The sequence below is a fragment of the Aeromonas sp. 600282 genome (genome assembly GCF_049175755.1).
Lineage (GTDB): Bacteria > Pseudomonadota > Gammaproteobacteria > Enterobacterales > Aeromonadaceae > Aeromonas > Aeromonas veronii_A.
The window spans coordinates 60,164-83,813 of record NZ_JAAKVR010000012.1 but is presented as its reverse complement, the minus strand read 5'-3'; the positions used below and the strand labels follow the sequence as shown (position 1 = coordinate 83,813).

The window sequence follows — 23,650 nt, the reverse complement described above, 5'->3', positions numbered from 1 at the left end:
GTCAGACCATTTTCTATGAGCTAAATCATGTTTCCCCTGCTTTACCTCTTAAGTGGCAGGGCTGATTCTTGACTCAGATCATCTTTTGAGTGGACTTTTCAAAAGGCCTCTGCTAATTTTCGCCCCATCCATGAAATTGGTAATACCAATTTAACAAAGTAGCCTCATGCCCTATCGCAAGATTACGCAACCCAAGTTGGCCGACTCCATTGTCGCCGAGCTGGAACAGATGATTCTGGAAGGCAGCCTGCAGCCGGGACAGAAATTGCCTCCCGAGCGGGAACTCGCCATCCAGTTTCAGGTATCGCGCCCCTCCCTGCGCGAAGCCATCCAGCGACTGGAAGCGCGCGGATTGCTTTATCGCCGTCAGGGCGGCGGCACTTATGTGCAGAATGCCCTGAGCAAGGGGATCGCCGATCCTCTGTTCGAACTGCTCAGTACCCACCCGGAAGCCCAGTATGACCTGCTGGAGTTTCGCCACGCGCTGGAAGGCATCTGTGCCTACTACGCGGCCTTGCGGGGAACCGGGTCTGATTTCGAGCGTATTCGTCAGGTGCAAACCACTATCGAAGAGGCGGGCCAGCTGGGCTCGCTGGTGGCCGAATCGGCAGCCGTGACCCAGTTCTATCTGGCGGTGGCCGAGGCGTCCCACAACGTGGTGCTGCTGCACCTGCTGCGGGCCATGAGCCCGATGCTCGAACAGAACATTCTGCAGAATAACGAGATTTTGAATCGCCGCCCGGGAGTGGTAGCCAAGATACGTCGCCATCGCGCGAATCTGATCGAGGCTATTCTTTCGGGGGCTCCGGAGCGGGCCAGAACAGCTTGTCATGAGCATCTGGCCTTTATCGAGGACACCTTGTTGGATATGCAGAGGGAAGACAGCCGGATCCAGCGATCCATGCGTCGGATCCGTCAGCAGGAAAACTAATCCCACAAGGCTTTATTGTCGAATGCTTGCGCCCTTCGCCGTGCAATGCCGTGCAATCACAACAACATAGGAACCAGCCATGTCTGATATCCTGAAGAACGATGTGGACCCGATAGAAACGCTGGAGTGGCTTGCCTCTCTGGAATCCCTGCTGCGTGAAGAGGGTCCGCAACGCGCTCAGTTCATCCTTGAACAGTTGGCCGAGAAAGCCCGCGCAAGCGGTGTGGACGTGGCTGCCAAGGCAAATCGCGATTACATCAACACCATCCCGTCCAGCGATGAGCCGGACTACCCGGGTGACCTGGAGATGGAACGCCGCATTCGCGCCATCATCCGCTGGAACGCCATGATGATCGTGCTGCGCGCGTCCAAGAAAGACCTGGACCTGGGTGGTCACATGTCTTCCTTCGCTTCTTCTGCGACCATCTATGATGTCTGCTTCAACCACTTCTTCCGTGCTCGCAACGAGAAGGATGGTGGCGATCTGGTCTACTTCCAGGGTCACATTTCCCCGGGCATCTATGCTCGCGCCTTTGCTGAGGGTCGTCTGACCGAAGAGCAGCTGGACAACTTCCGTCAGGAAGTGGACGGCAAGGGTCTGCCTTCCTATCCGCACCCGAAACTGATGCCGGACTTCTGGCAGTTCCCGACCGTCTCCATGGGTCTGGGCCCCATCGCCGCCATCTATCAGGCTCGCTTCCTGAAGTACCTGACCGACCGTGGCATCAAGGATTGCTCCGAGCAGACCGTTTACGCCTTCCTGGGTGACGGCGAGATGGACGAGCCGGAAGCCAAAGGTGCCCTGACTGTTGCCGTGCGTGAAAAGCTCGACAACCTGGTGTTTGTGGTTAACTGCAACCTGCAGCGTCTGGATGGTCCGGTTGTCGGTAACGGCAAGGTCATCAACGAGCTGGAAGGCCTGTTCGCTGGCGCCGGTTGGGACGTGACCAAGGTGATCTGGGGTCGCAAGTGGGATGAGTTGCTGCGCAAGGATACTTCTGGCAAGCTGATCCAGCTGATGAACGAGACCGTGGACGGTGACTACCAGACCATGAAGTCCCGCGACGGTGGCTACATCCGCGAGCACTTCTTCAACCGTTATCCGGAAACTGCCGCGCTGGTCAAAGACATGACCGACGAGGAGATCTTCGCTCTGAACCGCGGTGGTCACGATCCTCGCAAACTGTTCGCCGCATTCAACAAGGCGACCCAGACCAAGGGCAAGCCGACCGTTATTCTGGCCAAGACCATCAAGGGTTACGGCATGGGTGAAGCGGCTGAAGGCAAGAACATCGCTCACCAGGTCAAGAAGATGGAGCTGGACTCCGTGCGTCACCTGCGTGACCGCTTCAACCTGCCGGTGGCCGACGAGCAGCTGGCCGATCTGCCGTACCTGAAGATCGAAGAGGGCAGTGAAGAGCACAAGTACCTGCATGCTCGTCGTGCAGCCCTGAAAGGCTATCTGCCGACCCGTCTGCGCGAAAGCACCACCAAGCTGGAAATCCCGGCGCTGGATGCCTTCGGCCCGCTGTTGGGCGAGCAAGCGCGCGAAATCTCCACCACCATGGCGTTCGTGCGTTCCCTGAACGTGATGCTGAAAGACAAGTCCATCGGCAAGCGCATCGTTCCGATCCTCGCTGACGAAGCCCGTACCTTCGGTATGGAAGGTCTGTTCCGCCAGATCGGTATCTACAGCCCGCACGGTCAGCAGTACACCCCGCAAGACCGCGACATCGTCTCCTACTACAAGGAAGACAAGCAGGGTCAGGTTCTGCAAGACGGTATCAATGAGCTGGGCGCCATGTCCTCCTGGCTGGCTGCTGCGACCTCTTACAGCACCAACGATTGCCCGATGATCCCGTTCTACATCTACTACTCCATGTTCGGCTTCCAGCGGATCGGCGACATGGCGTGGGCAGCCGGTGACCAGCAAGCCCGTGGCTTCCTGCTGGGTGCAACCTCCGGTCGTACTACCCTGAACGGCGAAGGTCTGCAGCACGAAGATGGTCACAGCCACATCCTGGCGAACACCATCCCGAACTGCATCTCCTACGACCCGTCCTATGCCTATGAAGTGGCGGTGATAGTACAGGACGGCCTGCGCCGCATGTACGGTGAGAACCCGGAGAACGTGTTCTACTACATCACCACCCTGAACGAGAACTACGCCATGCCGGCCATGCCGGAAGGCGCCGAGGAAGGCATCCGCAAGGGTATCTACAAGCTGGAATCCGTCGCCGGTGCCAAGGCGAAAGTTCAGCTGCTGGGTTGTGGTTCCATCCTGGGGCACGTGCGCAAGGCTGCCCAGATCCTGGCCAGCGAGTACGGCATCGGTTCCGACGTGTTCAGCGTCACCTCCTTCAACGAGCTGGCCCGTGACGGTCAGGACGCGGATCGCTGGAACATGCTGCACCCGACCTCTGAAGCGCGTGTTCCCTACATCGCTCAGGTACTGGGTTCCGAAGCCACCATCGCTGCGACCGACTACATGAAGTCCTTCGCCGATCAGGTTCGCGCCTTCGTTCCGACCGAGAACTACCGCGTGCTGGGTACCGACGGCTACGGCCGTTCCGACAGCCGTGCCAACCTGCGTCGTCACTTCGAAGTGAACGAGTTCTACGTGGTGGTTGCTGCTCTGACCGAACTGGCCAAGCGCGGCGAGGTAGACAAGCAGGTTGTGGCCGACGCCATCGCCAAGTACGGCATCGATGCCGACAAGGTCAACCCGCTGTACGCGTAAGTGGATCAAGGGTCGCGCCGTCATGCGGCGTGACCCTGCCAGGATTTAAAACGGTTAACGCGAGATGTGCGTGGCGGCATCAGCCAGTCACGCGGATCGACGCAAGAGGATAAAGCACAATGTCCAAACAGATTATGGTGCCGGATATCGGCGCCGATGAAGTTGAAGTCACCGAGATCATGGTGGCCGTGGGTGACAAGGTCGAGTTGGACCAGTCCATCATCGCGGTAGAAGGCGACAAGGCCTCCATGGAAGTACCGGCCCCGTCTGCCGGTATCGTCAAAGAGATCCTGATCAAGGTAGGCGACAAGGTTGCCACCGGTTCCCAGATCATGATCTTCGAAGCCGAAGGCGCTGCCGCCCCTGCTGAAGTGGCTGCACCGGCTGCCGCTGCTCCGGCCGCCGCTCCTGCCGCTGCCGTGCGCAAAGATGTGCACGTGCCGGACATCGGTGACGACGAAGTGGACGTGACCGAGATCATGGTTGCCGTGGGCGACATGGTTGAAGCCGACCAGTCCATCATTGCCGTGGAAGGTGACAAGGCCTCCATGGAAGTGCCAGCGCCGTTTGCCGGTCGCGTGGTCGAGATCAAGGTTGCCGCTGGTGCCAAGGTCTCTACCGGTTCTCTGGTGATGGTATTTGAAGTGGCTGGCGCTGCGCCTGCTGCCGTTGCTGCTCCGGCTCAAGCTGCCGCGCCCGTGGCTGCTGCCCCGGTTGCCGCCGCTGCCAAAGAGGTCAATGTACCGGATATCGGTGGCGACGAAGTGGAAGTCACCGAGATCATGGTTGCCGTGGGTGACAAGGTTGAAGCTGACCAGTCCCTGATCGCCGTGGAAGGTGACAAGGCCTCCATGGAAGTGCCTGCGCCGTTCGCCGGTGTGGTCAAAGAGATCAAGGTGAAGGCGGGTGACAAGGTCTCCACCGGTTCCCTGATCATGGTATTCGAAGTGGCTGGCGCTGCTCCTGCCGCCGCGCCGGTTGCTCAAGCTGCCGCCCCGGTCGCTGCAGCCCCTGTTGCCGCTGCTCCGGCTCCGGTTGCTCAGGCTGCTGCCGCTGCGACCGATTTCGTTGCCAACGACGCTTATGTACACGCCTCTCCGGCGGTACGCCGTCTGGCGCGCGAGTTTGGCGTCAACCTGGCCAAGGTGAAGGCCTCCGGTCGCAAGGGCCGCATCGTCAAAGAAGACGTGCAAGCCTACGTGAAGGATGCCATCAAGCGTGCCGAGTCCGCTCCTGCCTCTGCCGGCGTAGCCGGTGGCAACGGTCTGGGCGTACTGCCGTGGCCGAAAGTAGACTTCAGCAAGTTCGGTGATGTGGAAGAGGTCGAGCTGACTCGGATCCAGAAGATCTCCGGTCCGAACCTGCACCGCAACTGGGTCATGATCCCTCATGTCACCCAGTTCGACGAAGCCGATACCACCGAGCTGGAAGCGTTCCGCAAAGAGCAGAACGCGATGCTCGAGAAGCAGAAGGCTGACGTGAAGATCACCCCGCTGGTGTTCATCCTGAAAGCCGCCGCCAAGGCGCTGGAAGCTCACCCGCGCTTCTGCAGCTCCCTGTCCGAAGATGGCAGCAAGCTGATCATGAAGAAGTACATCCACATCGGTGTGGCGGTAGATACCCCCAACGGTCTGGTTGTGCCCGTGGTGCGCGATGTTAACAAGAAGGGCATCATGGAGCTGTCTCGCGATCTGGCCGAGATCTCCAAGAAGGCCCGTGCCGGCAAGCTGACCGCTGCCGACATGCAGGGCGGTTGCTTCACCATATCCAGCCTGGGTGGCATCGGCGGTACCAGCTTTACCCCGATCGTCAACGCGCCGGAAGTGGCCATCCTCGGTGTTTCCAAGTCCGAGATGAAGCCGAAGTGGAACGGCAAAGAGTTCGCGCCGCGCCTGATGCTGCCGCTGGCTCTGAGCTACGACCACCGCGTGATCGATGGTGCCGATGGGGCTCGCTTCATCACCACCATGAACGGCGTGCTGTCCGACATTCGTCGACTGGTCCTGTAAGTGAGAGGGCGGGCCCAGAGCCTGCCCTTTTTACTTCTCATTTCATTAACATGATCGTAAACTTGCCCCGTTTTTTTCACGGCTGCAGCCACCCGTTTCGGTATAAGACTGCGCTGTCCGGGGATATAAGAACGACAAAGAGGTCATGATGAGTAAAGAAATCAAAACCCAGGTCGTAGTACTGGGTGCTGGCCCTGCCGGTTATTCCGCTGCTTTCCGTGCAGCCGATCTGGGTCTGGATACTATTATCGTCGAGCGTTACTCCACCCTGGGTGGCGTCTGCCTGAACGTGGGCTGCATCCCCTCCAAGGCGCTGCTGCACGTTGCCAAAGTGATTGAAGAAGCCAAGGCGCTGGCCGAGCACGGCATTGTCTTCGGTGCACCGCAGACCGACATCGACAAGATCCGTCTGTGGAAAGAGAAGGTTATCAACCAGCTGACCGGCGGTCTGGCTGGCATGGCCAAGATGCGTAAAGTTCAGGTTGTTAACGGCTTGGGTAAATTTACCGGCCCGAACACCCTGGAAGTTGAAGGTGCCGACGGCAAGACTACCGTGACCTTCGACAACGCCATCATCGCGGCCGGTTCCCGTCCGGTGAAGCTGCCGTTCATTCCCCACGATGACCCGCGCGTATGGGACTCTACCGATGCGCTGGAGCTGAAAACCGTTCCTGGCAAACTGCTGGTTATCGGTGGCGGCATCATCGGTCTGGAGATGGGTACCGTTTACTCCTCTCTGGGTTCCGAGATCGACGTGGTGGAATTTGCCGACCAGCTGGTTCCGGCTGCCGACAAAGACATCGTCAAGATCTACACCAAGCGTGTGGCCAAGAAATTCAACATCATGCTGGAGACCAAGGTCACCGCAGTTGAAGCGCGCGAAGACGGCCTGTACGTCTCCTACGAAGGCAAGCACGCCCCGGCCGAGCCGGTTCGTTACGACAACGTGCTGGTTGCCGTAGGCCGTGTGCCGAACGGCAAGATGCTGGATGCCGAGAAGGCAGGCGTTGCCGTGACCGAGCGCGGTTTCATCGAGGTGGACAAGCAGCTGCGTACCAACGTGGCCCACATCCACGCCATCGGTGACATCGTGGGTCAGCCGATGCTGGCACACAAAGGTGTTCACGAAGGTCACGTTGCCGCCGAAGTGATCGCCGGCAAGAAGCACTACTTCGACCCGAAAGTGATCCCGTCCATCGCCTATACCGAGCCAGAGATGGCATGGGTTGGTCTGACCGAGAAGGAAGCCAAGCAACAGGGTCTGAACTTCGAAGTCGCCACCTTCCCGTGGGCTGCTTCCGGCCGCGCCATTGCGTCCGACTGCTCCGACGGCATGACCAAGCTGATCTTCGACAAGGAGAGCGGCCGCGTCATCGGTGGTGCCATCGTGGGTACCAACGGCGGTGAACTGCTGGGTGAAATCGGTCTGGCCATCGAAATGGGTGCGGACGCCGAAGACATCGCGCTGACCATCCACGCTCACCCGACTCTGCACGAGTCCGTGGGTCTGGCTGCCGAAGTGTTCGAAGGCTCCATCACCGACCTGCCGAACGCCAAGGCCAAGAAGAAAAAGTAATCTTCTGCCAGCTTCATGAAAGAGCCGCTCGAATGAGCGGCTTTTTGTTTTTGGGATTTGGCGCAGAGGTTAGCAACGCCCCTTTTTGGCCTGACCGGGCGGGCAGAAGGTGCCATAGCCGCCACTGCTGCCATCCGAGACTCGAATGCGGGTGTCATCGACGCTCACATCCGCCCCGTGTACCCGCACCGGCCCGTTGCTGCAGGCGCTGAGCACTCCTCCCAGCAACACCATCACTATCAGTTTGCCCATAACTCCTCCTCATATTTCCCTGATTATGAGGCATTTCGAGAGCCGCATAACGGCGGTTGAATGGCCGTGCGTCACCGTTTGCCGTGGCTATGACAGAGGGCGCCGCAGCGCCCTCTGGTGAGTCTTCATAAGTGGGATGCAGACTACAACCGGAAGTTGCCAACCAGCTTGTCCAGCTGACCGGAGAGCTGCTGCAGGCTGCGGCTCGATTCGGTCAGCTGGTGGGCGATATCGGCGGTCTCCATGGTGAGCTGGTTGATATCTTCCACGTTGCGGTTGATCTCGCCGACCACGCTGGACTGCTCCTCGGTGGCGGTGGCGACCTGGATATTCATGTCGTTGATCTGGGTGATGTGCGCGGTGATCTGTCCGAGGGCTGCGTTGGCCTCATCGGCCTGGCTCACTACCTCCAGACTCTGGTTGCGCCCCTGCGCCATGGCGCTGACCGCGCGGGCACTCTGCTCCTGCAAGCGGTTGATCATCCCCTGGATCTCGGCGGTCGAGGCGGCGGAGCGGTTGGCGAGGTTACGCACTTCATCTGCTACCACGGCGAAACCGCGACCCTGTTCACCGGCACGAGCGGCCTCGATAGCAGCGTTCAATGCCAGCAGGTTGGTCTGCTCCGAGATGCTGCGGATGGTTTCGAGGATGCTGCCGATGGAGTCGGTCTGGCTCGCCAGCGACTCGATAACCCCTGCCACCTGCTCAATCTCGCCGGAGAGGTCGACGATGCCGTGGCGCGCCTGCGCTACCACTACTGCCCCTGCATCGGCCTGATCGTTGGCCTGTCTGGCTACTTCGGCTGCCAGCGAAGCGTTACCGGCGATCTCGCTCACCGTGGCCCCCATTTCGTGGATAGCGGTGGCCACCTGCACGGTGCGATCGCGCTGGGCAGTACAGTTGTGCTGGGTCAGCTGCGCCTTGTTGGCCACCTCGTTGGCGGTGGCCGCGAGCTGGCGGGAGTTCTCCGCCACCTGCTCGATGGAGCCGTGGATCTTGGCGACGAAGTTGTTGAAGCCGGTGGCGACCTGACTCAGTTCGTCACGTCCTTCCACCTTGAGGCGCTGGGTGAGATCCCCATCGCCGCTGCCCAGCTCCTTGAACAGGCGGGCCAGCTCGTTGAGCGGGCGGCTGACCGAACCTGCCAGCAGCATCCCCATCAGCCCCATGACCAGCGCAATCACCAGCGAGATCATCAGGATCTCGTTGCGGGTCTGATCCAGCTCGGCATAGATCTCGGCTTCTGGCACCTGGGCCACCAGATACCAGTCGAGCAGCGGGATATAGCTACTGGCCAGTACCATGGGCTCGCCATTGACTTCGGCGTTGATAACGGCAAAGGGACGTTTGGCCAGCAGGCTGCCGGTATCACCGCTGGCAATGTTGCCAAGCGTGTCACGCTCGATGCGGTTGGCCTCGGGGTGCAGCTTCACCTTGCCGCTGCCATCGACCATAAAGACGATGCCGCTCTCTTCCAGCCGGAAGTTGGAGACCATGGTCACCATGGTGTCGAGGGATTTGGCAAAGCCGGCCAGCCCGCGCCCGTTGAGCTGCTGGAAGTTGACGAACAGCTTCACCTCGCCGTTGCTCTCGCGGAAGATGCTGAGGGTCATCTCCTTCTGGCTCTTGGTGTAGTCATAGAACCAGGCATCTTGCGTGGGGGTCAGGTTGCGCAGAAAGCCATCCTGGTTGTAGTAGGCGGCACTCTGGCGATCGGCGAAGGAGGCAGTCACCAGACCATACTGGTTGGCCACATCCTTGAGCTGGTTGATGAGGATTGGCTCCTGCTCTTTGGGCATGCCCCGATCCACCCAGTCGAGGATGAAGCGGTCGGTGGCCAGTTGGCGGGCGGCCTGGGCGATGCCGTGGAGATCCTGTTCAATCTCCTTGCTGATCCGCTGGGTCAGGTTGGGGAGCTCCTGCTCGAACATCCGGTTTTCGATCAGTTGCTGGGCCGAGCGTTGGCTGAAGTAGCCTACCAGCAGGCAGGAGACGACCACGGCCAGGGTGACCGTGGCCAGTATTTTCTGTTTAAGAGTGAGGGTTGCCAGCATAAAGGTGCTCAAAAGGTTGAGATTGACGACGCTCATATTAGCGGCAGCGCGGCGCTACCCATGAGGCTTGCAGCCCTTTATTTGCGGATTACGTTTGCGCTCACAGGGGCGGCGGCGTGCCCCTTCGCCATGCAGCACAGGCGGGATGCGGATTGACGGTTGCGCTAACTGCCGGGCCCCTTATAGTAGAGGCCATCCTTGGTGACTGACCCTCTGAATAATATGGAAAATATGATGCGCAGCTTAGGTGCGGGATGGACCCGTCTGCTTTTGGTGATGCTGGCGGCCTGCCCACTGCTGGCTGTGGCGGCACAGGGGGAGCGCCCGAAAATTGCGGTGGTGCTCAGCGGCGGCGGCGCCAAGGGATCGGCCCATATCGGCATCCTCAAGGTGCTGGAGCAGAAACGGATTCCGGTCGACATCATAGTCGGCACCAGCATGGGCTCTTATGTGGCGGGGATGTACGCCATGGGGCTCAGTGCCGAGGAGGTGGAGCGCACTACCCTGGCCATCGACTGGAACAAGGGCTATCAGGACAAGGTGGGCCGCGACGAGCTGTCGTTGCGTAAAAAGCAGCAGAACGAGCAGTATCAGCTGCGCACCGATATCGGGGTGAATGGCGACACCACCCAGCTGCCGGACGGTTTTTTCCAGGGCCAATCCATGGCCAGCCTGCTGCGGGGGGCCACCTCCAACCTGCCGGTACAGGAGAGCTTCGACGATCTCCCCATTCCCTACCGCGCCATGGCGACCGACATGGAGACGGTCACCCCCTTTGTGCTGGATCACGGCAGCCTGGCCAAGGCAATGCAGGCCTCCATGTCCATTCCCGGTGCCCTCAAGCCGGTGGAGTGGGAGGGGCACATCCTGGCGGACGGCGGCAGCGTCAACAACATGCCGGTGGATGTCGCCAAGGCAATGGGGGCCGACGTGGTGATCGCGGTGGATATCGGTGCCAAGCTGCGTACCCGTGAATCACTCAAGTCAGGGTTGGCGATGATCGACCAGCTCACCACCTACATGACCCAGGTGGGTACCGACAAGCAGAAGGCGCTGATGGGGCCGAAAGACATACTGATCGCTCCCGAGTTTGGCGATATGGGGATCGCCGACTTTGCCCGCATGCCGGAGGGGATCAAAATGGGTGAGGCGGCGGCGTACAAGGCGTCGCTGCAACTCGATAAGCTGTCGCTCACCAAGGCGCAGTACAACGCCTATCGCAACCAGAAGCTGAGCCGCCGTGCCGAGCGAAGTGGTCAACCCGCCTACTTCATCGACAAGGTGGAGATCATCAACAAGTCGCGCCTCTCCGACGAGACGGTGCACGCCATGCTGAAGGTTCGGCCGGACAAGATCCAGACCAACGAGAGTCTGGAGGCTGGCATTCGCCGCCTCTATGCGCTGGAGTCGTTTGACCGCATCACCTATGAAGTGGAGGAGCGCGATGGGGAGAACGTGCTGGTAGTGGATGCCAGCGAGAAGAACTGGGGGCCTGGTTACCTCAACTTCCAGTTCGGTTTCACCGATGACTTCGAGAATACCTCCAACTACAACGTCGGCATGTCCTACACCCTCACCAACGTCAACGAGTGGGGGGCCGAGTGGTTGACCGAGGCATCACTGGGCACGGCCAAACATATCAAGACCGACTTCTATACACCGCTGGAGCCCTCCCAGACCTTCTATGGCGAGGCGAGCCTGGCCTATGACCAGACCCAGAGAAGCCTCTTTAATCCGGATCCGGACGAACCTATATTTACCTATCTCGATACCGAGTACTCCTTCTTCAGCGCCGATCTGGCGGTCGGCTGGAATCGTCAGCCCTGGAGCCGCCTGTCTATGGGGCTGGAAGGGCAGACGGGCAGTATCGAGATCAAAAACTTCAAAGAGCTGCAAGGGGATGCCACGGCGTGGGGCCCCTATGTCCGCTTTGAACACGACAATCTGGATAGCCGCTATTTCCCCTATCAGGGGGTGAAGTGGGATATGAAACTGGGCCACTCCCACGTCAGTGTGGATGGACTCGAGTCGGCAGATGGCCGCAGTGAAGGCTGGAATTATCAACTCTCCATGATCAAGCCCTGGTCATGGGACAGGCACAGCCTCAACCTGATCCTCGAAGGGGGTGGCTCGGGCAGTGAAGAGGTGGTGCCACTGCATATTCAGGATCTGGGCGGGCTGTTCCGCCTCTCAGGTTTCCAGCGCTACCAGCTGAGCGGTCGCTACAGCCTGTTTGGTGGCCTGCGTTACATCTATCGGGTGGCAGACAATGACTTCGGTGCCCTCAAGATGCCGCTCTATCTGGGCGGATCTCTGGAGCAGGGCGGGGTCTGGAACAAGGGGGAGGATATCAGTCTGGAGAGCTCGTTTACCGCCGGGTCGCTTTATGTCGGGGTGGAGAGCTTCCTCGGCCCTGTGTTCCTCGGCTACGGCATGGCGGAGGGGGGCAATGACGTCTTCTATCTGCAATTGGGTAGTACGTTCGAATAATGCCGAAATGATGCCAATTTGTTAACTCTGATTGATGACGTTCAATTAATTATCAAAAAATACCAGCATGTTTAATTGGTTATGATTTTGTGGTGAATAAGTAAACAGGGTTTGGATTTTAATTAGTCGTTAAAACTTATATAGTGGGGAGCACCCTACGGGGTGTCCCGCAAGGACGATCGCCGCGAGCTTGGGCGAACCCCAAAAAAAGACCAAAGAGGAATTAGTCGTGCTTGAAACATACCGTAAACACGTCGCAGAACGTGCTGCCGAGGGCGTGGTCGCCAAACCTCTGGATGCAGAGCAGGTCGCCGCCCTGGTTGAACTGCTCAAGAACCCGCCCGCTGGCGAAGAAGACTTTCTGAAAGAGCTGTTGTCCTCCCGTATTCCCCCCGGTGTTGATGAAGCGGCCTATGTCAAAGCCGGCTTCCTCACCGCCGTCGCCAAGGGCGAAGCCCACTCTCCCATCCTGACTGCCGCCGAAGCTGTCGAGCTGCTGGGCACCATGCAGGGTGGTTACAACATTCAGCCGCTGATCGACCTGCTGGATCACGCCACCCTGGCGCCGCTGGCCGCCAAGGGGCTCTCCCACACCCTGCTGATGTTTGACTCTTTCCACGACGTGGAAGAGAAGGCCAAGGCGGGCAATGCCCACGCCAAACAGGTGATGCAATCCTGGGCTGATGCCGAGTGGTTCCTCTCCCGCCCGGAGTTGGCCGAGAAGATCACCGTCACCGTGTTCAAGGTGACTGGCGAAACCAACACCGACGACCTCTCGCCGGCACCGGACGCCTGGTCCCGCCCGGACATTCCGCTGCACGCGTTGGCGATGCTGAAAAACGCCCGTCCCGGCATTACTCCGGACAAGGATGGCGCCGTCGGCCCCATCAAGACCATCGATGCCCTGAAAGAGAAAGGCTTCCCGCTGGCTTATGTGGGTGACGTGGTCGGTACCGGTTCTTCCCGTAAATCCGCCACCAACTCGGTGCTCTGGTTCATGGGTGACGACATTCCGTTCGTGCCGAACAAGCGCGCTGGCGGTGTCTGTCTGGGTGGCAAGATTGCCCCGATCTTCTTCAACACCATGGAAGATGCCGGCGCACTGCCTATCGAAGTGGACGTCTCCAAGCTGGAAATGGGCGATGTGATCGACATCTACCCCTATGCCGGCAAGATCTGCAAACACGGCACCGAACAGGTGCTGGCGCAGTTTGAACTGAAAACCGACGTGCTGATCGACGAAGTGCGCGCCGGTGGCCGTATTCCGCTGATCATCGGTCGCGGCCTCACTGACAAGGCCCGCGAAGCGCTGGGTCTGCCGTTCTCCACCGTATTCCGTCGCCCGCAGCCGGTGGCCGATACCGGTAAAGGCTTCACCCTGGCCCAGAAGATGGTGGGCAAGGCGTGCGGCGTGAAGGGCATTCGCCCGGGCACTTACTGCGAGCCCAAGATGACCACGGTCGGCTCTCAGGACACCACGGGCCCGATGACCCGCGACGAGCTAAAAGATCTGGCCTGCCTCGGCTTCTCCGCCGATCTGACCATGCAGTCCTTCTGCCACACCGCGGCCTATCCGAAGCCCATCGACGTACAGACTCACCACACCCTGCCGGACTTCATCATGAACCGCGGTGGTGTGAGCTTGCGTCCGGGTGACGGCGTCATCCACTCCTGGCTGAACCGCATGCTGCTGCCGGATACCGTGGGTACCGGTGGTGACTCCCACACCCGTTTCCCCATCGGTATCTCCTTCCCGGCGGGCTCCGGTCTGGTGGCCTTCGCCGCCGCCACCGGCGTGATGCCGCTGGATATGCCGGAGTCGGTGCTGGTGCGCTTCAAGGGCGAACTGCAACCGGGCATCACTCTGCGTGATCTGGTCCATGCCATCCCCTATGCCGCCATCCAGAAAGGGCTGCTGACCGTCGAGAAAGCGGGCAAGAAGAACATCTTCTCCGGCCGTATCCTCGAGATCGAAGGTCTGCCGACCCTGAAGGTGGAGCAGGCGTTCGAACTGGCTGATGCCAGCGCCGAGCGTTCCGCAGCCGGTTGCACCATCAAGCTGGATAAAGAGCCGATCATCGAGTATCTGAAGTCCAACATCGTGATGCTGAAATGGATGCTCTCCGAAGGCTACGGCGACGTACGCACCATCACCCGTCGCATCAAGGGGATGGAAGAGTGGCTGGCCAACCCGACCCTGATGGAAGCGGACAAGGATGCCGAGTACGCCGAAATCATCGAGATCGATCTGGCCACCATCAAGGAGCCGATCCTGTGTGCGCCGAACGATCCGGACGATGCCCGTCTGCTGAGCGACGTGGCTGGCGACAAGATCGACGAGGTGTTCATCGGTTCGTGCATGACCAACATCGGTCACTTCCGTGCCGCCGGCAAACTGCTCGAGAAGTATCAGGGCGAGCTGCCTACCCGCATGTGGATCGCGCCGCCCACCAAGATGGACAAGGATCAGCTGACCGAAGAGGGCTACTACGGCATCTTTGGTCGCGTCGGTGCCCGCATCGAGATCCCGGGCTGCTCCCTCTGCATGGGCAACCAGGCGCGGGTAGCGGAAGGGGCCTCCGTGGTTTCCACCTCCACCCGTAACTTCCCGAACCGTCTGGGTAAAGGTGCCAACGTCTATCTGGCCTCTGCGGAGCTGGCCGCCGTTGCCGCCATCCTCGGCAAGATCCCGACTGTGGCGGAGTACCTGCAGTACGCCAAGGCGCTCGATGCCACTGCGGCAGATACTTACCGCTACCTCAACTTCAACGAGATCGCCTCCTACACCAAGAAGGCCGATGCGGTGATCCTGCAGCAAGCCGTTTAACGGAGTTCTTGCGCGATTTGCGCGATAAGAAGCCAATAATGCCGCGTATTTACGCGGCATTATTTATTTGTGTGTTATTCACCGTCTTTTTTGAAGATTGTTTGCACGATCCTTGCTAGAGAGATCCAACCACCTGTTTGGTGGTTCGTTTTATAAACGCTTTGGGTTATGTTGTTCGGTTATGTGCGGTAATGATGAGGCATCGTTATCGAGGGAAAGTGGATATCTGTTCACTGGGTGCTTGCGTTGGCAGGCCTGACGAATTGCGGCGTGGTTCTTTATGTTTCTGTTCAGGATCGATCTCTCCCGAACCGGGTTACGCTTCGGCGGTGCCTTGCTGGTCTTTACCCTGCCGCTGCTGGTGGGAGCTTGGCTCATCCACAGCAATTATGTGCAGGAGCTGAAAGCGGAATCCAGCGCCTCGGCCCACAAGGCCAGAACCCTGATGGAGTCGATGCTGGATCATGCGGAGCAGGCCAACCGCTACGTGCTGCCTCTGGTGAATGCTCCCTGTCGCGACAACCTGCTGGTGCTGCGCAAGAAGGTCGCCATCGAGCCCTTCCTGCGTTCGGTCAATCTGGTGCGAAACGGCATCATCAATTGCACCTCGCTGTTTGGTGAGGCCAATGATGCCGATGACGGCTCCATTTACACCGGCCGCAAGCTGCTGCTGATGAGTGGCAACCGGGTGCGGCAAAATCACCCGCTGCTGGTAGTGCGCACCGAGCAGGGCAAGGATGCCGCCTTGAGCGCCATCGACAGTACCCAGCTCAGCTTCATGCTCTCCATGAGCGGAAAATCCAGTGCGCTCTATCTGCAGGTGGGGTCTGCCTGGCTCAATGAGTCGGGCCGCTATCTGAGCGAGGCGCCCACCCTCCATCGCGGGATCAGCCAGGCCCTCACCTCATCCCATTATCCTTTCACCATCCATGCCGGTTATGCCATGCCGGTCTACTGGAAGTCGCTGTGGGCCGCGCGGCATGTGGCGCTGTCGTGGCTGGCGGTTTCCTCGCTTTTGCTGGCCTGGCTGGTGTGGTGGGTGCTGGGGCGGCCCGGCTCGCCAACAGATGAGTTGCGACGAGCCCTGCGGGCCAGGGAGTTTGTTCCCTATCTGCAGCCGCTGATTGCCAGCCACGACGGCAAGATGATGGGCGCCGAGGTGCTGATGCGCTGGGAACATGTCAATGAAGGAGTGATCCGGCCCGATCTCTTTATTCCGCAAGCAGAGGAGTCGGGACTGATCGTCCCCATGACCACCCATATCATGAAGCAGGTGGCGACACGGTTGAACCGCTCTCAGGAGCAGTTGCCCGATGGGTTTCATATCAGCTTCAACATCAGCGCCGCCCATTGCCACGATTTTGCCCTGTTGGCCGAGTGCCGCGCCTTTCTCGGTCACTTCCTCCCCGGCAAGGTGGTACTGGTGCTGGAGCTGACCGAGCGGGAGCTGCTGATGTCCGATCCCCAGACCCTCTCCCTGTTCCGCCAGCTGGACGAGATGGGGGTCAAACTCGCCATCGACGACTTTGGTACCGGCCACTCCAGCCTGGCTTACCTGCAGCAGTTTCATGTGGATTACCTCAAGATCGACAAATCCTTTATTGCCCGCATCGGTACCGAGTCGCTCTCGGAGCATATCGTGGACAACGTGATCGACCTGGCGACCCGGCTCGGTCTGGCGCTGGTGGCGGAAGGGGTGGAGAGCGAGCGTCAGGCTGACTACCTCAGGGCCAAAGGGGTCGATTATCTGCAGGGGTATCTGTTTGCCCGCCCCATGCCGCTGCGCCAGTTCTGCGAGGAGCTGCTGCCGGAAGAGGCACAGACCCGCCAGCCAGATGGGGTGCGAGGCATCCCGAACGCCACCTGATCTATCGGTGACAGACGGGCGGACAAGCTCCCGTCTGGCAGGGTAGGGAAGTGCTCTCTCCCTATCCCCCCTCGAGTGCAGGGGCTTGTTTTTCATGCCTTGCGGCTCGCTTTTCGGTAGAATCAGCGCTCATTTTGACGTCAGTAAAAGATGAGGCGCGGTATGACGGTTCAGTTCCAGGCATTTCACAGCATCAAGGCGATCGGTAATCGGGAGGTGCTGTTCAACTGGTCGAGAACCAATCCCCTCGGGGCGCTGGATCAGGTGTGGCGCCCGAAAACCCGCGACGAGCTGCAAGCTCTGCTGCGGGAACACCCCGAGCGCAAGCTGCGCCTTATCGGCTCCGGCCTCTCTTTCGAACCCATCCACAGCGTCTATGCCGAAGGCAGTCAGGCGCTGCTGGTGGACTTGCACCACCTGCGCGGCCAGCTGGCGAAAACTGCCGATACCGTGACCTATCAGGCGGGGACGCCACTCGATACCGTTTATGCCGAGCTGATCGCCATGGAGCGGATGCTGCCCGCATCCCCGGGCGTTATCGGCATCCAGACCCTGGGCGGCGCCCTCAGCACCGGCACCCACGGTCAGGGGCTGCACCAGTCAGCCCTCTGCGATGCGGTGGAGGCGATGACGGTGATGCTGGCCAATGGCGACATCATCCGGGTGGATCGCACCGATCCGCGCTTCGGTGCCTTCGTGATGGGGATGGGGATGCTCGGCATCCTGCTCGACGTCACCCTGCGCACCGTGCCCAACCGCATCATGCGCTGCACCAAGTTCACCACCGATTACCCCTTCCTCTTGGAGCACAACGAGCGGCTCAATCGTGAGCACGGCTTTGTGAAGAGCTGGTGGTTTGCCTGGACCGGCGAGAGCCACATCTGGTTGGTGGATCCCGCCTCTGATGAAGAGGTGGCCCGCTATCGTGCCGGTGGCAGCGAGCCGCTGCTGCTGGATGGCGATATCGACGCCCGCATGAACGCCACCATCGACGCCACCCTGCAGAAGATGGCGAAGGACACCAAGGATGAGGCGCTGGCGGGTGAGCACTTCGAGACGGTGCGCCGCTTCAAGGATGCCTCCGATCTGGTGGGCAACGTCTACCAAATTCTCTGCAAGGGGATCCCTGCGCCCCAGATCAACTGCGAAGTGGCGGTGCCGCTTAATCGCATGAACGAGGCACTGGAGACCCTGCAGGCCTGGCAGCAGGCCAACCCAGGCGTGTTGCACTACCCCTTTATCCTGCGTTGCACCGGCTCTTCCGAGGCCTGGCTCAGTGCCGCCTACGGCCAGCCGGTCTGCTGGATCGGTTTTCTGGTCTATCTGGCGGCGGACGGCACCTTCGTCAACGGCTCCATGGAGCAGATGCGCGAGTTGCAGCAACTGCTGGCGCCCCTTGGCGGCATTCCCCACTTCGGCAAGCATCTGGCGATGGATCTGTATGACTTCCCGGCCCTGCTGCCGCGCTGGAACGACTTTGTGGCGTTGAAAGCCGAGCTCGACCCCCACGGCCGCTTTGAAAACCGCTGGCTCAGCGACCTGTTTGCCAACCGGTAAGGATCTGACATGACCGATATGCAAGATACCCGTATCCCAGTGACTCTGCTGACCGGCTTTCTCGGCAGCGGCAAGACCACCTTGCTCAACCACTGGGTCAAGCAGCCGGAGCTCGGTGAGTGCGCCGTGCTGATCAACGAGTTCGGCTCGGTGGGGCTGGATCACCATCTGGTGCAACAGGTGGATGAGCAGGTGATGCTGCTCGACTCCGGCTGCATCTGCTGCTCGGTGCAGGGCTCTTTGGTGGAGGCGCTGCAGGGGCTCTTTATGAAGGCCATCCAGCGCAAGATCAAACCGTTCAAGCGGCTGATTATCGAGACCACCGGTCTGGCAGATCCTGCCCCCGTGCTATTTACCCTGCGCGAAGAGGGCTTTATCGCCCAGCGCTACCGCTTCGATGGCACTGTCACCGTGGTGGACGCCGGTCATATCGAGCAGCAGTTGGCGGCCCAGTATGAGGCGGTGAAACAGGTGGCGCTGGCGGATCTGCTGGTGGTGAGCAAGGGGGATTTGGTGGAGGACGAGCAGCTGGCACGGGTCGAAGCCCAGCTGACTGCACTCAATCCGGCGGCCCCGATCCAGCAGGTGACCAATGGCGAACTGTCGCCAGCGGTGCTGGAGAAGCTCGGTGCCTACAACGAAGCGGCGGGGCGCGATGTGCGCCAGCTGCTGGCCTGGCTGCGCACCGAATCCCCCAAGCAGGGGCTGGCGTCACCCATGCAGCCGAAGATGCAGCCGTTCGCCGCCAAGGTGGGCACAGCTGCGCCCACCCACTTCGAGCACGGCAACATCGAGAGTTTCTCCCTGCGCATCGGCGAGCCGCTCAAACCCTCTCGTCTGCTGGCCGCCATCGATGCGGTGCAGGCCCAATACGGCGATGCCCTGCTGCGCCTCAAGGGGATCTTGCAGCTGGAAGGGGAGAGCCAGCCGGTGGTGATCCACGGCGTCCACGGTCAGCTCTATCCGCTGCAGGCACTGGGTGAGTGGCCGGAGGGCAAGGCCCAGTCCCGACTGGTGTTTATCGTGAAAAGTCAGGACAAGGCCGGTATCGAGCAGCTCTTTATGGCGACCCTCAAGGCCCCCGAGCCCACTCTGGAAGAGCGGCTCAAAGCCATGCTGGGTCAGCCCGACAACTGATCTTGCGCGTTGCAGCTCTCCTGCACCGGGTCAGGACGGCGACGGTTGAACAGCACGAACGCCACCGGCACAAAGTAGAACGAGAGCAGGGTCGCCAGCGCTGTGCCACCGGCGATGGCGATGGCAAAGGGTGGCCAGAAGCCGCCGCCCCCCAGCAATAGCGGGATGAAGCCGCCCACCGTGGTGATGGTGGTCGAGACGATGTGGCGGCTGCAACCGGCCACCAGATCGCGGATCTGCGGCAGATTGCCCTGCTGTGCCTGTGGGTCTGCCTTCAGCTCGGCCAGAATGACGATGGCGGCGTTGATGGCCAGCCCCATCAGTCCCAGCAGGGCGATGATCACCGTAAACCCGAAGGGGTAGCCCAGTAGCCAGACCCACAGCAGGCCGAGCCCCGCCGACTGGATCGCCACCAGGGTGACGATGCCTGCCAGCCGGAACGAGTTGAAGCTGAGCACCAGCACGGCCACCAGCAGCACGGCGACCAGGCTGACATGGGCCATCAGATTGCCCACCGATTCATCCCGCTTGGCGGCTTCCCCGCCAAACTCCAGTCGATAGCCCGGCGGCAACGCCAGCGCCTTGGCGGCCAGCCTCTCTTTGACCTGCTCCAGCACGGTTTGCGGCAGTACGCCGACCGCCAGATAGGCCTCCAGCACATTGACCCGCTCACCATCCCGACGGCTGATCTCCCCCCAACTTGGCAGCAGCTCGGGAGTGGCCAGTGCCCGCAAGGTGAGAGTGGCTGCCTCTTGCTGGCCGGTGCCGGTGAGCGATAGCGGCACATTGAGCGGCGCATCCGGATCCTGACGCAAGGGCTCGGCCAGCCGTACCCGTACCGGTATTGACTCGGTGCCTTCCAGCACAGTGCCGCCCAACCTGCCATCCAGTGCGCCCGCCAGCCGGGAGGCAACATCGGTCAGACTCATGCCTGCCAGTCGGGCGGCCTCCTCATCGACCTGCAACCAGAGTTTGGGGGCCCCGGCCTGCAAGGTGGCGCGGGTCTGCACCACTGCCGGGGTATTGGCGAGCAGACTGCGAAGCTCCTCTCCCAGACGGTGTAGTTGTTCAAGGTCGGGGCCAAACAGCCGCAGCTCGACCGGGGCATTGAAGGGCGGCCCCTGTTCCAGCTTGCGCACCAGGATCTGCGCTTCGGGAAATTTTGCATCGAGCCGCTGCTGCAGTTGTGGAATGAGCCGCTCGGCAGCATCGGCATCCTGCAGAGTGATCATCCCCTGGGCGTAATCGGCCCGCCCCTGTTTTCTGGGCACCAGGTTGTAGTAGAAGCTGGGGGCGTTGTCGCCCACCACCCAGTCCTGACGAACCAGCTCGGGGAGGTTGTCCAGCTCGGCGGAGATCCCCAGTGCCAGCTCGCGGGTGTGCGCCAGGCTCGCCTGTGGGGAGAGGCTGGCCTCGATGTGGATCATGTCCCGATCGGCAGGGGGAAAGAACTGTTCGGTGAGGCGGCCCGCCACCCAGAAACCGAGCAGGGGCAGCAGACTGACCAGCAGCAGGGTGCGCCAGGGGTGAGCCAGCGCCATGGCGATGCTCTGCTGGAAACGGGCGCTCACCCGGGGCAGGTGCAAGCCATCCTGATACCAGCGTCCCCCCTGATCACGGCCAATCCAGCGGGCTGCGAGGCCAGCCACCAGGGTGTGGGCGATGAGGTAGGATCCCAGCAGCGAGCAGATCACCGCCCAGGCGATGCCGCCGACAAACTCGCCCGCCGGGCCCGGCATCAGAATGATCGGCATAAAGGCGAGCATGGTGGTGAGGGTGGAGCCCAGCAGTGGCAGCCAGAGGTGGCCGATGGCTTCCAGTGCGGCGGCACTCATGGCCATGCCGTGGCGGCGCTGATACTGCACCCGATCCGCCATGACGATGGCGTTGTCCACCATGATCCCGAGCGCCACCACCAGACCGGTGACCGACATCTGGTGAATGGGCAGATTGATCAGGTTCATGCAGGCGAATGAGAACGCCACGGTAAGCGGCAGCGACAGGGCTACGATAATGGCGGCCTTGACCCCCAAGGTCACCAGCAGCACGGCCACTATGATGAGGAAGCCCTGCACAATGTTGATGAGCAGGGTGTCGAGCCGCTGATCGGTATAACGCTGCTGATCGAAGCTGGTGACGAGGCCGATATTATCCGGCAAGTCTTGTTGCAGCTGGGCCAGCATGGTGTCGACCCGTGCCGACCAGAGGTCGATGCGGTGATCCTGTGCCATGCGCAGGCCGACCACCACGGCTCGCTCACCATTGGCAAAGGCCAGCTGGCTCTCCGGCTGGTGCAGGGTACGTCTTACCTCGGCAAGATCGCCAAGGCGCAGGGTCTGGCCCTGCTCGCCGGTACGCAGCGGGATCTGGCGGATCCGCTCCAGGGTATCGAGGGCGCCGCGGATCTCCACCTGAAAGCGATTGTGGCTACCCTGCAGCTCCCCGGCGGCCACTTTGGCATCGGCACCACTCAGCGCCTGGGCAAGCTGTTCGCCACTCATGCCGCTGGCACTGAGGGCGAGGGGATCGAACCGCACCTCGATCTCCTCCTGCGGTGCCCCGACCCGCTCGACGTATTCGGTGCCCGGTAGCTGGCGAGCCCGGCGTTCCAGCTCGGCGCTGTAGCGGGCGAGGCGATCCAGCTGTGGCTGGCCCGGCCCGCGCCAGACTACATTGACCAGCCGGGTGAAGGGGTAGCCCTTCTCGTCATCCAGCTTGGGGGCACTGGCGCCAGCTGGCAGCCCGGCGGCAAGATCTGCCAGCCGGTCACGGACTCTGGACCAGACAGGTTCGACATCGCTGACCTCATCCTTGAGCTCCAGATTGATGATGGAGAGGCCGGGGCGAGAGCTCGACTCGATCAGCTTGATCTCGCTCTGGGCCCGCAGCCGGTTCTCGATGGGCTCGCTCACCAGCGCTTCCACCCGTTCGGCGCTGGCCCCGGGGAAGTGGGTAACCACGCTGGCAAAACGGCTGGTGAGCTGGGGATCTTCTGTTCTGGGCAGGGTCTGCAATGCCGCAAGGGCGGCCGTCAGCAGCAGCGCGACCGTCAACAGCAGCAGGCGGCCATTCTCGATAAACGGGCGGATCATGACTGTGGCTCCGGATGCGCCGTTTGATGATCCACGCTGGTTGTCAGGGTGACCTGCTGGCCCGGCACCAGTTTATGCAGGCCATCGGTCACCAGCTGTTCCTGTCCATTCAGGGCACCACTGATCCAGGCCCGCTCGCCATCTTGCTGCAGCAGGGTGACGTCCCGACTGACCACCCGGGGTGGCGTTTCGTCGTTGAGCAGATAGAGGGTCCAGCTGCCGCGCAATCCCTGGGTCAGCGCGGTGAGCGGTACCTCGTAGGCGCGGGTGGGCTCGCGGGTCTGATGCAACAGGGTGATCAGTTGCCCCTCTGCCAGCTGTTCGCCGCCCCGGGTCAGCTGGAAGCGGGCGGTGCGGGTGTGGGTCTGCCCGTCCACTTGTACCCCCAGATTAAGCAGGCGCCCCTCCAGTGATTGCGCACCGCTTTGCAGGGGGTAGCGTTGGCCGACGATCAGGGACTCGGCCTGTTTCACCGGCACGCCGATATCGGCCTCCCACTGGCCGCTGCGGGTCAGGGAGAAGAGAGGCTGGCCTGCTGCCACCACGGCCCCCAATGCCTGCTCGCGGCTGACTACGATCCCGTTGAAAGGGGCGCGCAGCTGTGATTTCTCCTGTTTGACCCGGTTGGCTTCGAGGGCGGCGGCCAGCTGGTTGGCGCTTGCCTCCAGCATGCGGACTTTGCCTTGCTGTTCATCCAGCGCCTGACGGGAGCTGAACTGCTGCTGGCGCAGGGCGGTGAGTCGATCGAGCGTCTGCCGGGCAAGGGTCAGTTCTGCCTCGTTCTGGGAAGCCCGGGCGGCCAGCTCTTTGGCTTCCACTGCCAGCAGCCGGGTGTCCAGTGTGGCGAGCAGTTCACCGGCCGCTACCGGCTCTCCGCGTCCCTTGTGCAGAGTGGCGATCCGCCCTGCCAGCTCGAAGCCTATCTGGCTGTGCTCGGGGGCGATCACCCGGCCATTGAAGCGGTGCAGCACCGGGTAGTGATCGCTGGCTTGCAGCGGCTGGGCGATCACCCGGGTCAGGGCGGGTGTTTCTTCTGACTCTGTGACCGGGCTGCAGCCACTCAGTAACAGCGCCAGCAGGATTAAGCAAAGTGTCATGACATCATCCTCTGGTTGACA

General features: G+C 61.0%; 13 protein-coding genes. 9 read left to right on the top strand and 4 right to left on the bottom strand.

The window, feature by feature from the left end; genetic code table 11:
* The first annotated feature begins 166 nt into the window (after positions 1–166).
* The 4 genes from pdhR to lpdA all read left to right on the top strand — a co-directional run bounded on the left by pdhR (position 167) and on the right by lpdA (position 7,256).
* Positions 167–931, top strand: coding sequence for a pyruvate dehydrogenase complex transcriptional repressor PdhR (pdhR, locus tag G5137_RS12770; protein ID WP_005336127.1), 765 nt, complete (start codon positions 167–169; stop codon positions 929–931).
* Between the two features lie 79 nt (positions 932–1,010).
* Positions 1,011–3,671 carry a pyruvate dehydrogenase (acetyl-transferring), homodimeric type gene (gene aceE / locus G5137_RS12765; protein WP_270905385.1) on the top strand — a complete coding sequence of 887 codons (2,661 nt, stop codon included), beginning with the start codon at positions 1,011–1,013 and terminating at the stop codon, positions 3,669–3,671.
* Positions 3,672–3,790: 119 nt separating this feature from the next.
* Positions 3,791–5,680, top strand: coding sequence for a pyruvate dehydrogenase complex dihydrolipoyllysine-residue acetyltransferase (gene aceF / locus G5137_RS12760; RefSeq protein ID WP_204419767.1), 1,890 nt, complete (start codon positions 3,791–3,793; stop codon positions 5,678–5,680).
* Positions 5,681–5,828: 148 nt separating this feature from the next.
* A complete protein-coding gene (gene lpdA, locus G5137_RS12755) occupies positions 5,829–7,256 on the top strand; it encodes a dihydrolipoyl dehydrogenase (protein ID WP_005336123.1) in 1,428 nt (475 codons plus the stop codon).
* A 69-nt stretch (positions 7,257–7,325) separates the two neighbouring features.
* Here the strand turns inward: lpdA and G5137_RS12750 are convergent, their stop codons facing one another.
* Both G5137_RS12750 and G5137_RS12745 read right to left on the bottom strand, forming a co-directional pair.
* Positions 7,326–7,508: a hypothetical protein gene (locus tag G5137_RS12750; RefSeq protein WP_128834316.1), complete on the bottom strand. Its 183-nt coding sequence runs from the start codon at positions 7,506–7,508 to the stop codon at positions 7,326–7,328.
* 143 nt (positions 7,509–7,651) lie between these two features.
* Complete coding sequence (locus G5137_RS12745; RefSeq protein ID WP_128834314.1) at positions 7,652–9,562, bottom strand: methyl-accepting chemotaxis protein; 1,911 nt, start codon at positions 9,560–9,562, stop codon at positions 7,652–7,654.
* Positions 9,563–9,796: 234 nt separating this feature from the next.
* Between G5137_RS12745 and G5137_RS12740 the strand changes: the two genes are divergently transcribed.
* The 5 genes from G5137_RS12740 (at position 9,797) to G5137_RS12720 (ending at position 19,440) form a co-directional block, all read left to right on the top strand.
* Positions 9,797–12,052 (top strand): patatin-like phospholipase family protein, encoded by a 2,256-nt coding sequence (locus G5137_RS12740; RefSeq protein ID WP_407959346.1) that lies wholly within the window; start codon positions 9,797–9,799, stop codon positions 12,050–12,052.
* A 229-nt stretch (positions 12,053–12,281) separates the two neighbouring features.
* Positions 12,282–14,879: a bifunctional aconitate hydratase 2/2-methylisocitrate dehydratase gene (gene acnB / locus G5137_RS12735; RefSeq protein ID WP_139433417.1), complete on the top strand. Its 2,598-nt coding sequence runs from the start codon at positions 12,282–12,284 to the stop codon at positions 14,877–14,879.
* A gap of 280 nt (positions 14,880–15,159) precedes the next feature.
* Positions 15,160–16,746 (top strand): EAL domain-containing protein, encoded by a 1,587-nt coding sequence (locus G5137_RS12730; RefSeq protein WP_421255495.1) that lies wholly within the window; start codon positions 15,160–15,162, stop codon positions 16,744–16,746.
* A 162-nt stretch (positions 16,747–16,908) separates the two neighbouring features.
* On the top strand, positions 16,909–18,303 hold the full coding sequence (locus tag G5137_RS12725) for a D-arabinono-1,4-lactone oxidase (RefSeq protein ID WP_421255494.1): 1,395 nt from the start codon (positions 16,909–16,911) through the stop codon (positions 18,301–18,303).
* Between the two features lie 9 nt (positions 18,304–18,312).
* On the top strand, positions 18,313–19,440 hold the full coding sequence (locus tag G5137_RS12720) for a CobW family GTP-binding protein (protein ID WP_421255493.1): 1,128 nt from the start codon (positions 18,313–18,315) through the stop codon (positions 19,438–19,440).
* On the opposite strand, the gene G5137_RS12715 is transcribed toward G5137_RS12720, so the two are convergent.
* Both G5137_RS12715 and G5137_RS12710 read right to left on the bottom strand, forming a co-directional pair.
* Complete coding sequence (locus tag G5137_RS12715) at positions 19,425–22,532, bottom strand: efflux RND transporter permease subunit (protein WP_421255492.1); 3,108 nt, start codon at positions 22,530–22,532, stop codon at positions 19,425–19,427. The genes G5137_RS12720 and G5137_RS12715 overlap by 16 nt on opposite strands.
* Complete coding sequence (locus tag G5137_RS12710; protein WP_421255491.1) at positions 22,529–23,629, bottom strand: efflux RND transporter periplasmic adaptor subunit; 1,101 nt, start codon at positions 23,627–23,629, stop codon at positions 22,529–22,531. Before G5137_RS12710 ends, G5137_RS12715 begins: the two co-directional genes overlap by 4 nt.
* Positions 23,630–23,650: the final 21 nt, after the last annotated feature.

Bases quoted from the DNA above. Each gene is read 5' to 3' on its own strand.
- pdhR (WP_005336127.1), top strand. From the start codon at position 167: ATGCCCTATCGCAAGATTACGCAACCCAAGTTGGCCGACTCCATTGTC.
- aceE (WP_270905385.1), top strand. From the start codon at position 1,011: ATGTCTGATATCCTGAAGAACGATGTGGACCCGATAGAAACGCTGGAG.
- aceF (WP_204419767.1), top strand. From the start codon at position 3,791: ATGTCCAAACAGATTATGGTGCCGGATATCGGCGCCGATGAAGTTGAA.
- lpdA (WP_005336123.1), top strand. From the start codon at position 5,829: ATGAGTAAAGAAATCAAAACCCAGGTCGTAGTACTGGGTGCTGGCCCT.
- G5137_RS12750 (WP_128834316.1), bottom strand. From the start codon at position 7,508: ATGGGCAAACTGATAGTGATGGTGTTGCTGGGAGGAGTGCTCAGCGCC.
- G5137_RS12745 (WP_128834314.1), bottom strand. From the start codon at position 9,562: ATGCTGGCAACCCTCACTCTTAAACAGAAAATACTGGCCACGGTCACC.
- G5137_RS12740 (WP_407959346.1), top strand. From the start codon at position 9,797: ATGCGCAGCTTAGGTGCGGGATGGACCCGTCTGCTTTTGGTGATGCTG.
- G5137_RS12730 (WP_421255495.1), top strand. From the start codon at position 15,160: ATGTTTCTGTTCAGGATCGATCTCTCCCGAACCGGGTTACGCTTCGGC.
- G5137_RS12725 (WP_421255494.1), top strand. From the start codon at position 16,909: ATGACGGTTCAGTTCCAGGCATTTCACAGCATCAAGGCGATCGGTAAT.
- G5137_RS12720 (WP_421255493.1), top strand. From the start codon at position 18,313: ATGACCGATATGCAAGATACCCGTATCCCAGTGACTCTGCTGACCGGC.
- G5137_RS12715 (WP_421255492.1), bottom strand. From the start codon at position 22,532: ATGATCCGCCCGTTTATCGAGAATGGCCGCCTGCTGCTGTTGACGGTC.
- G5137_RS12710 (WP_421255491.1), bottom strand. From the start codon at position 23,629: ATGACACTTTGCTTAATCCTGCTGGCGCTGTTACTGAGTGGCTGCAGC.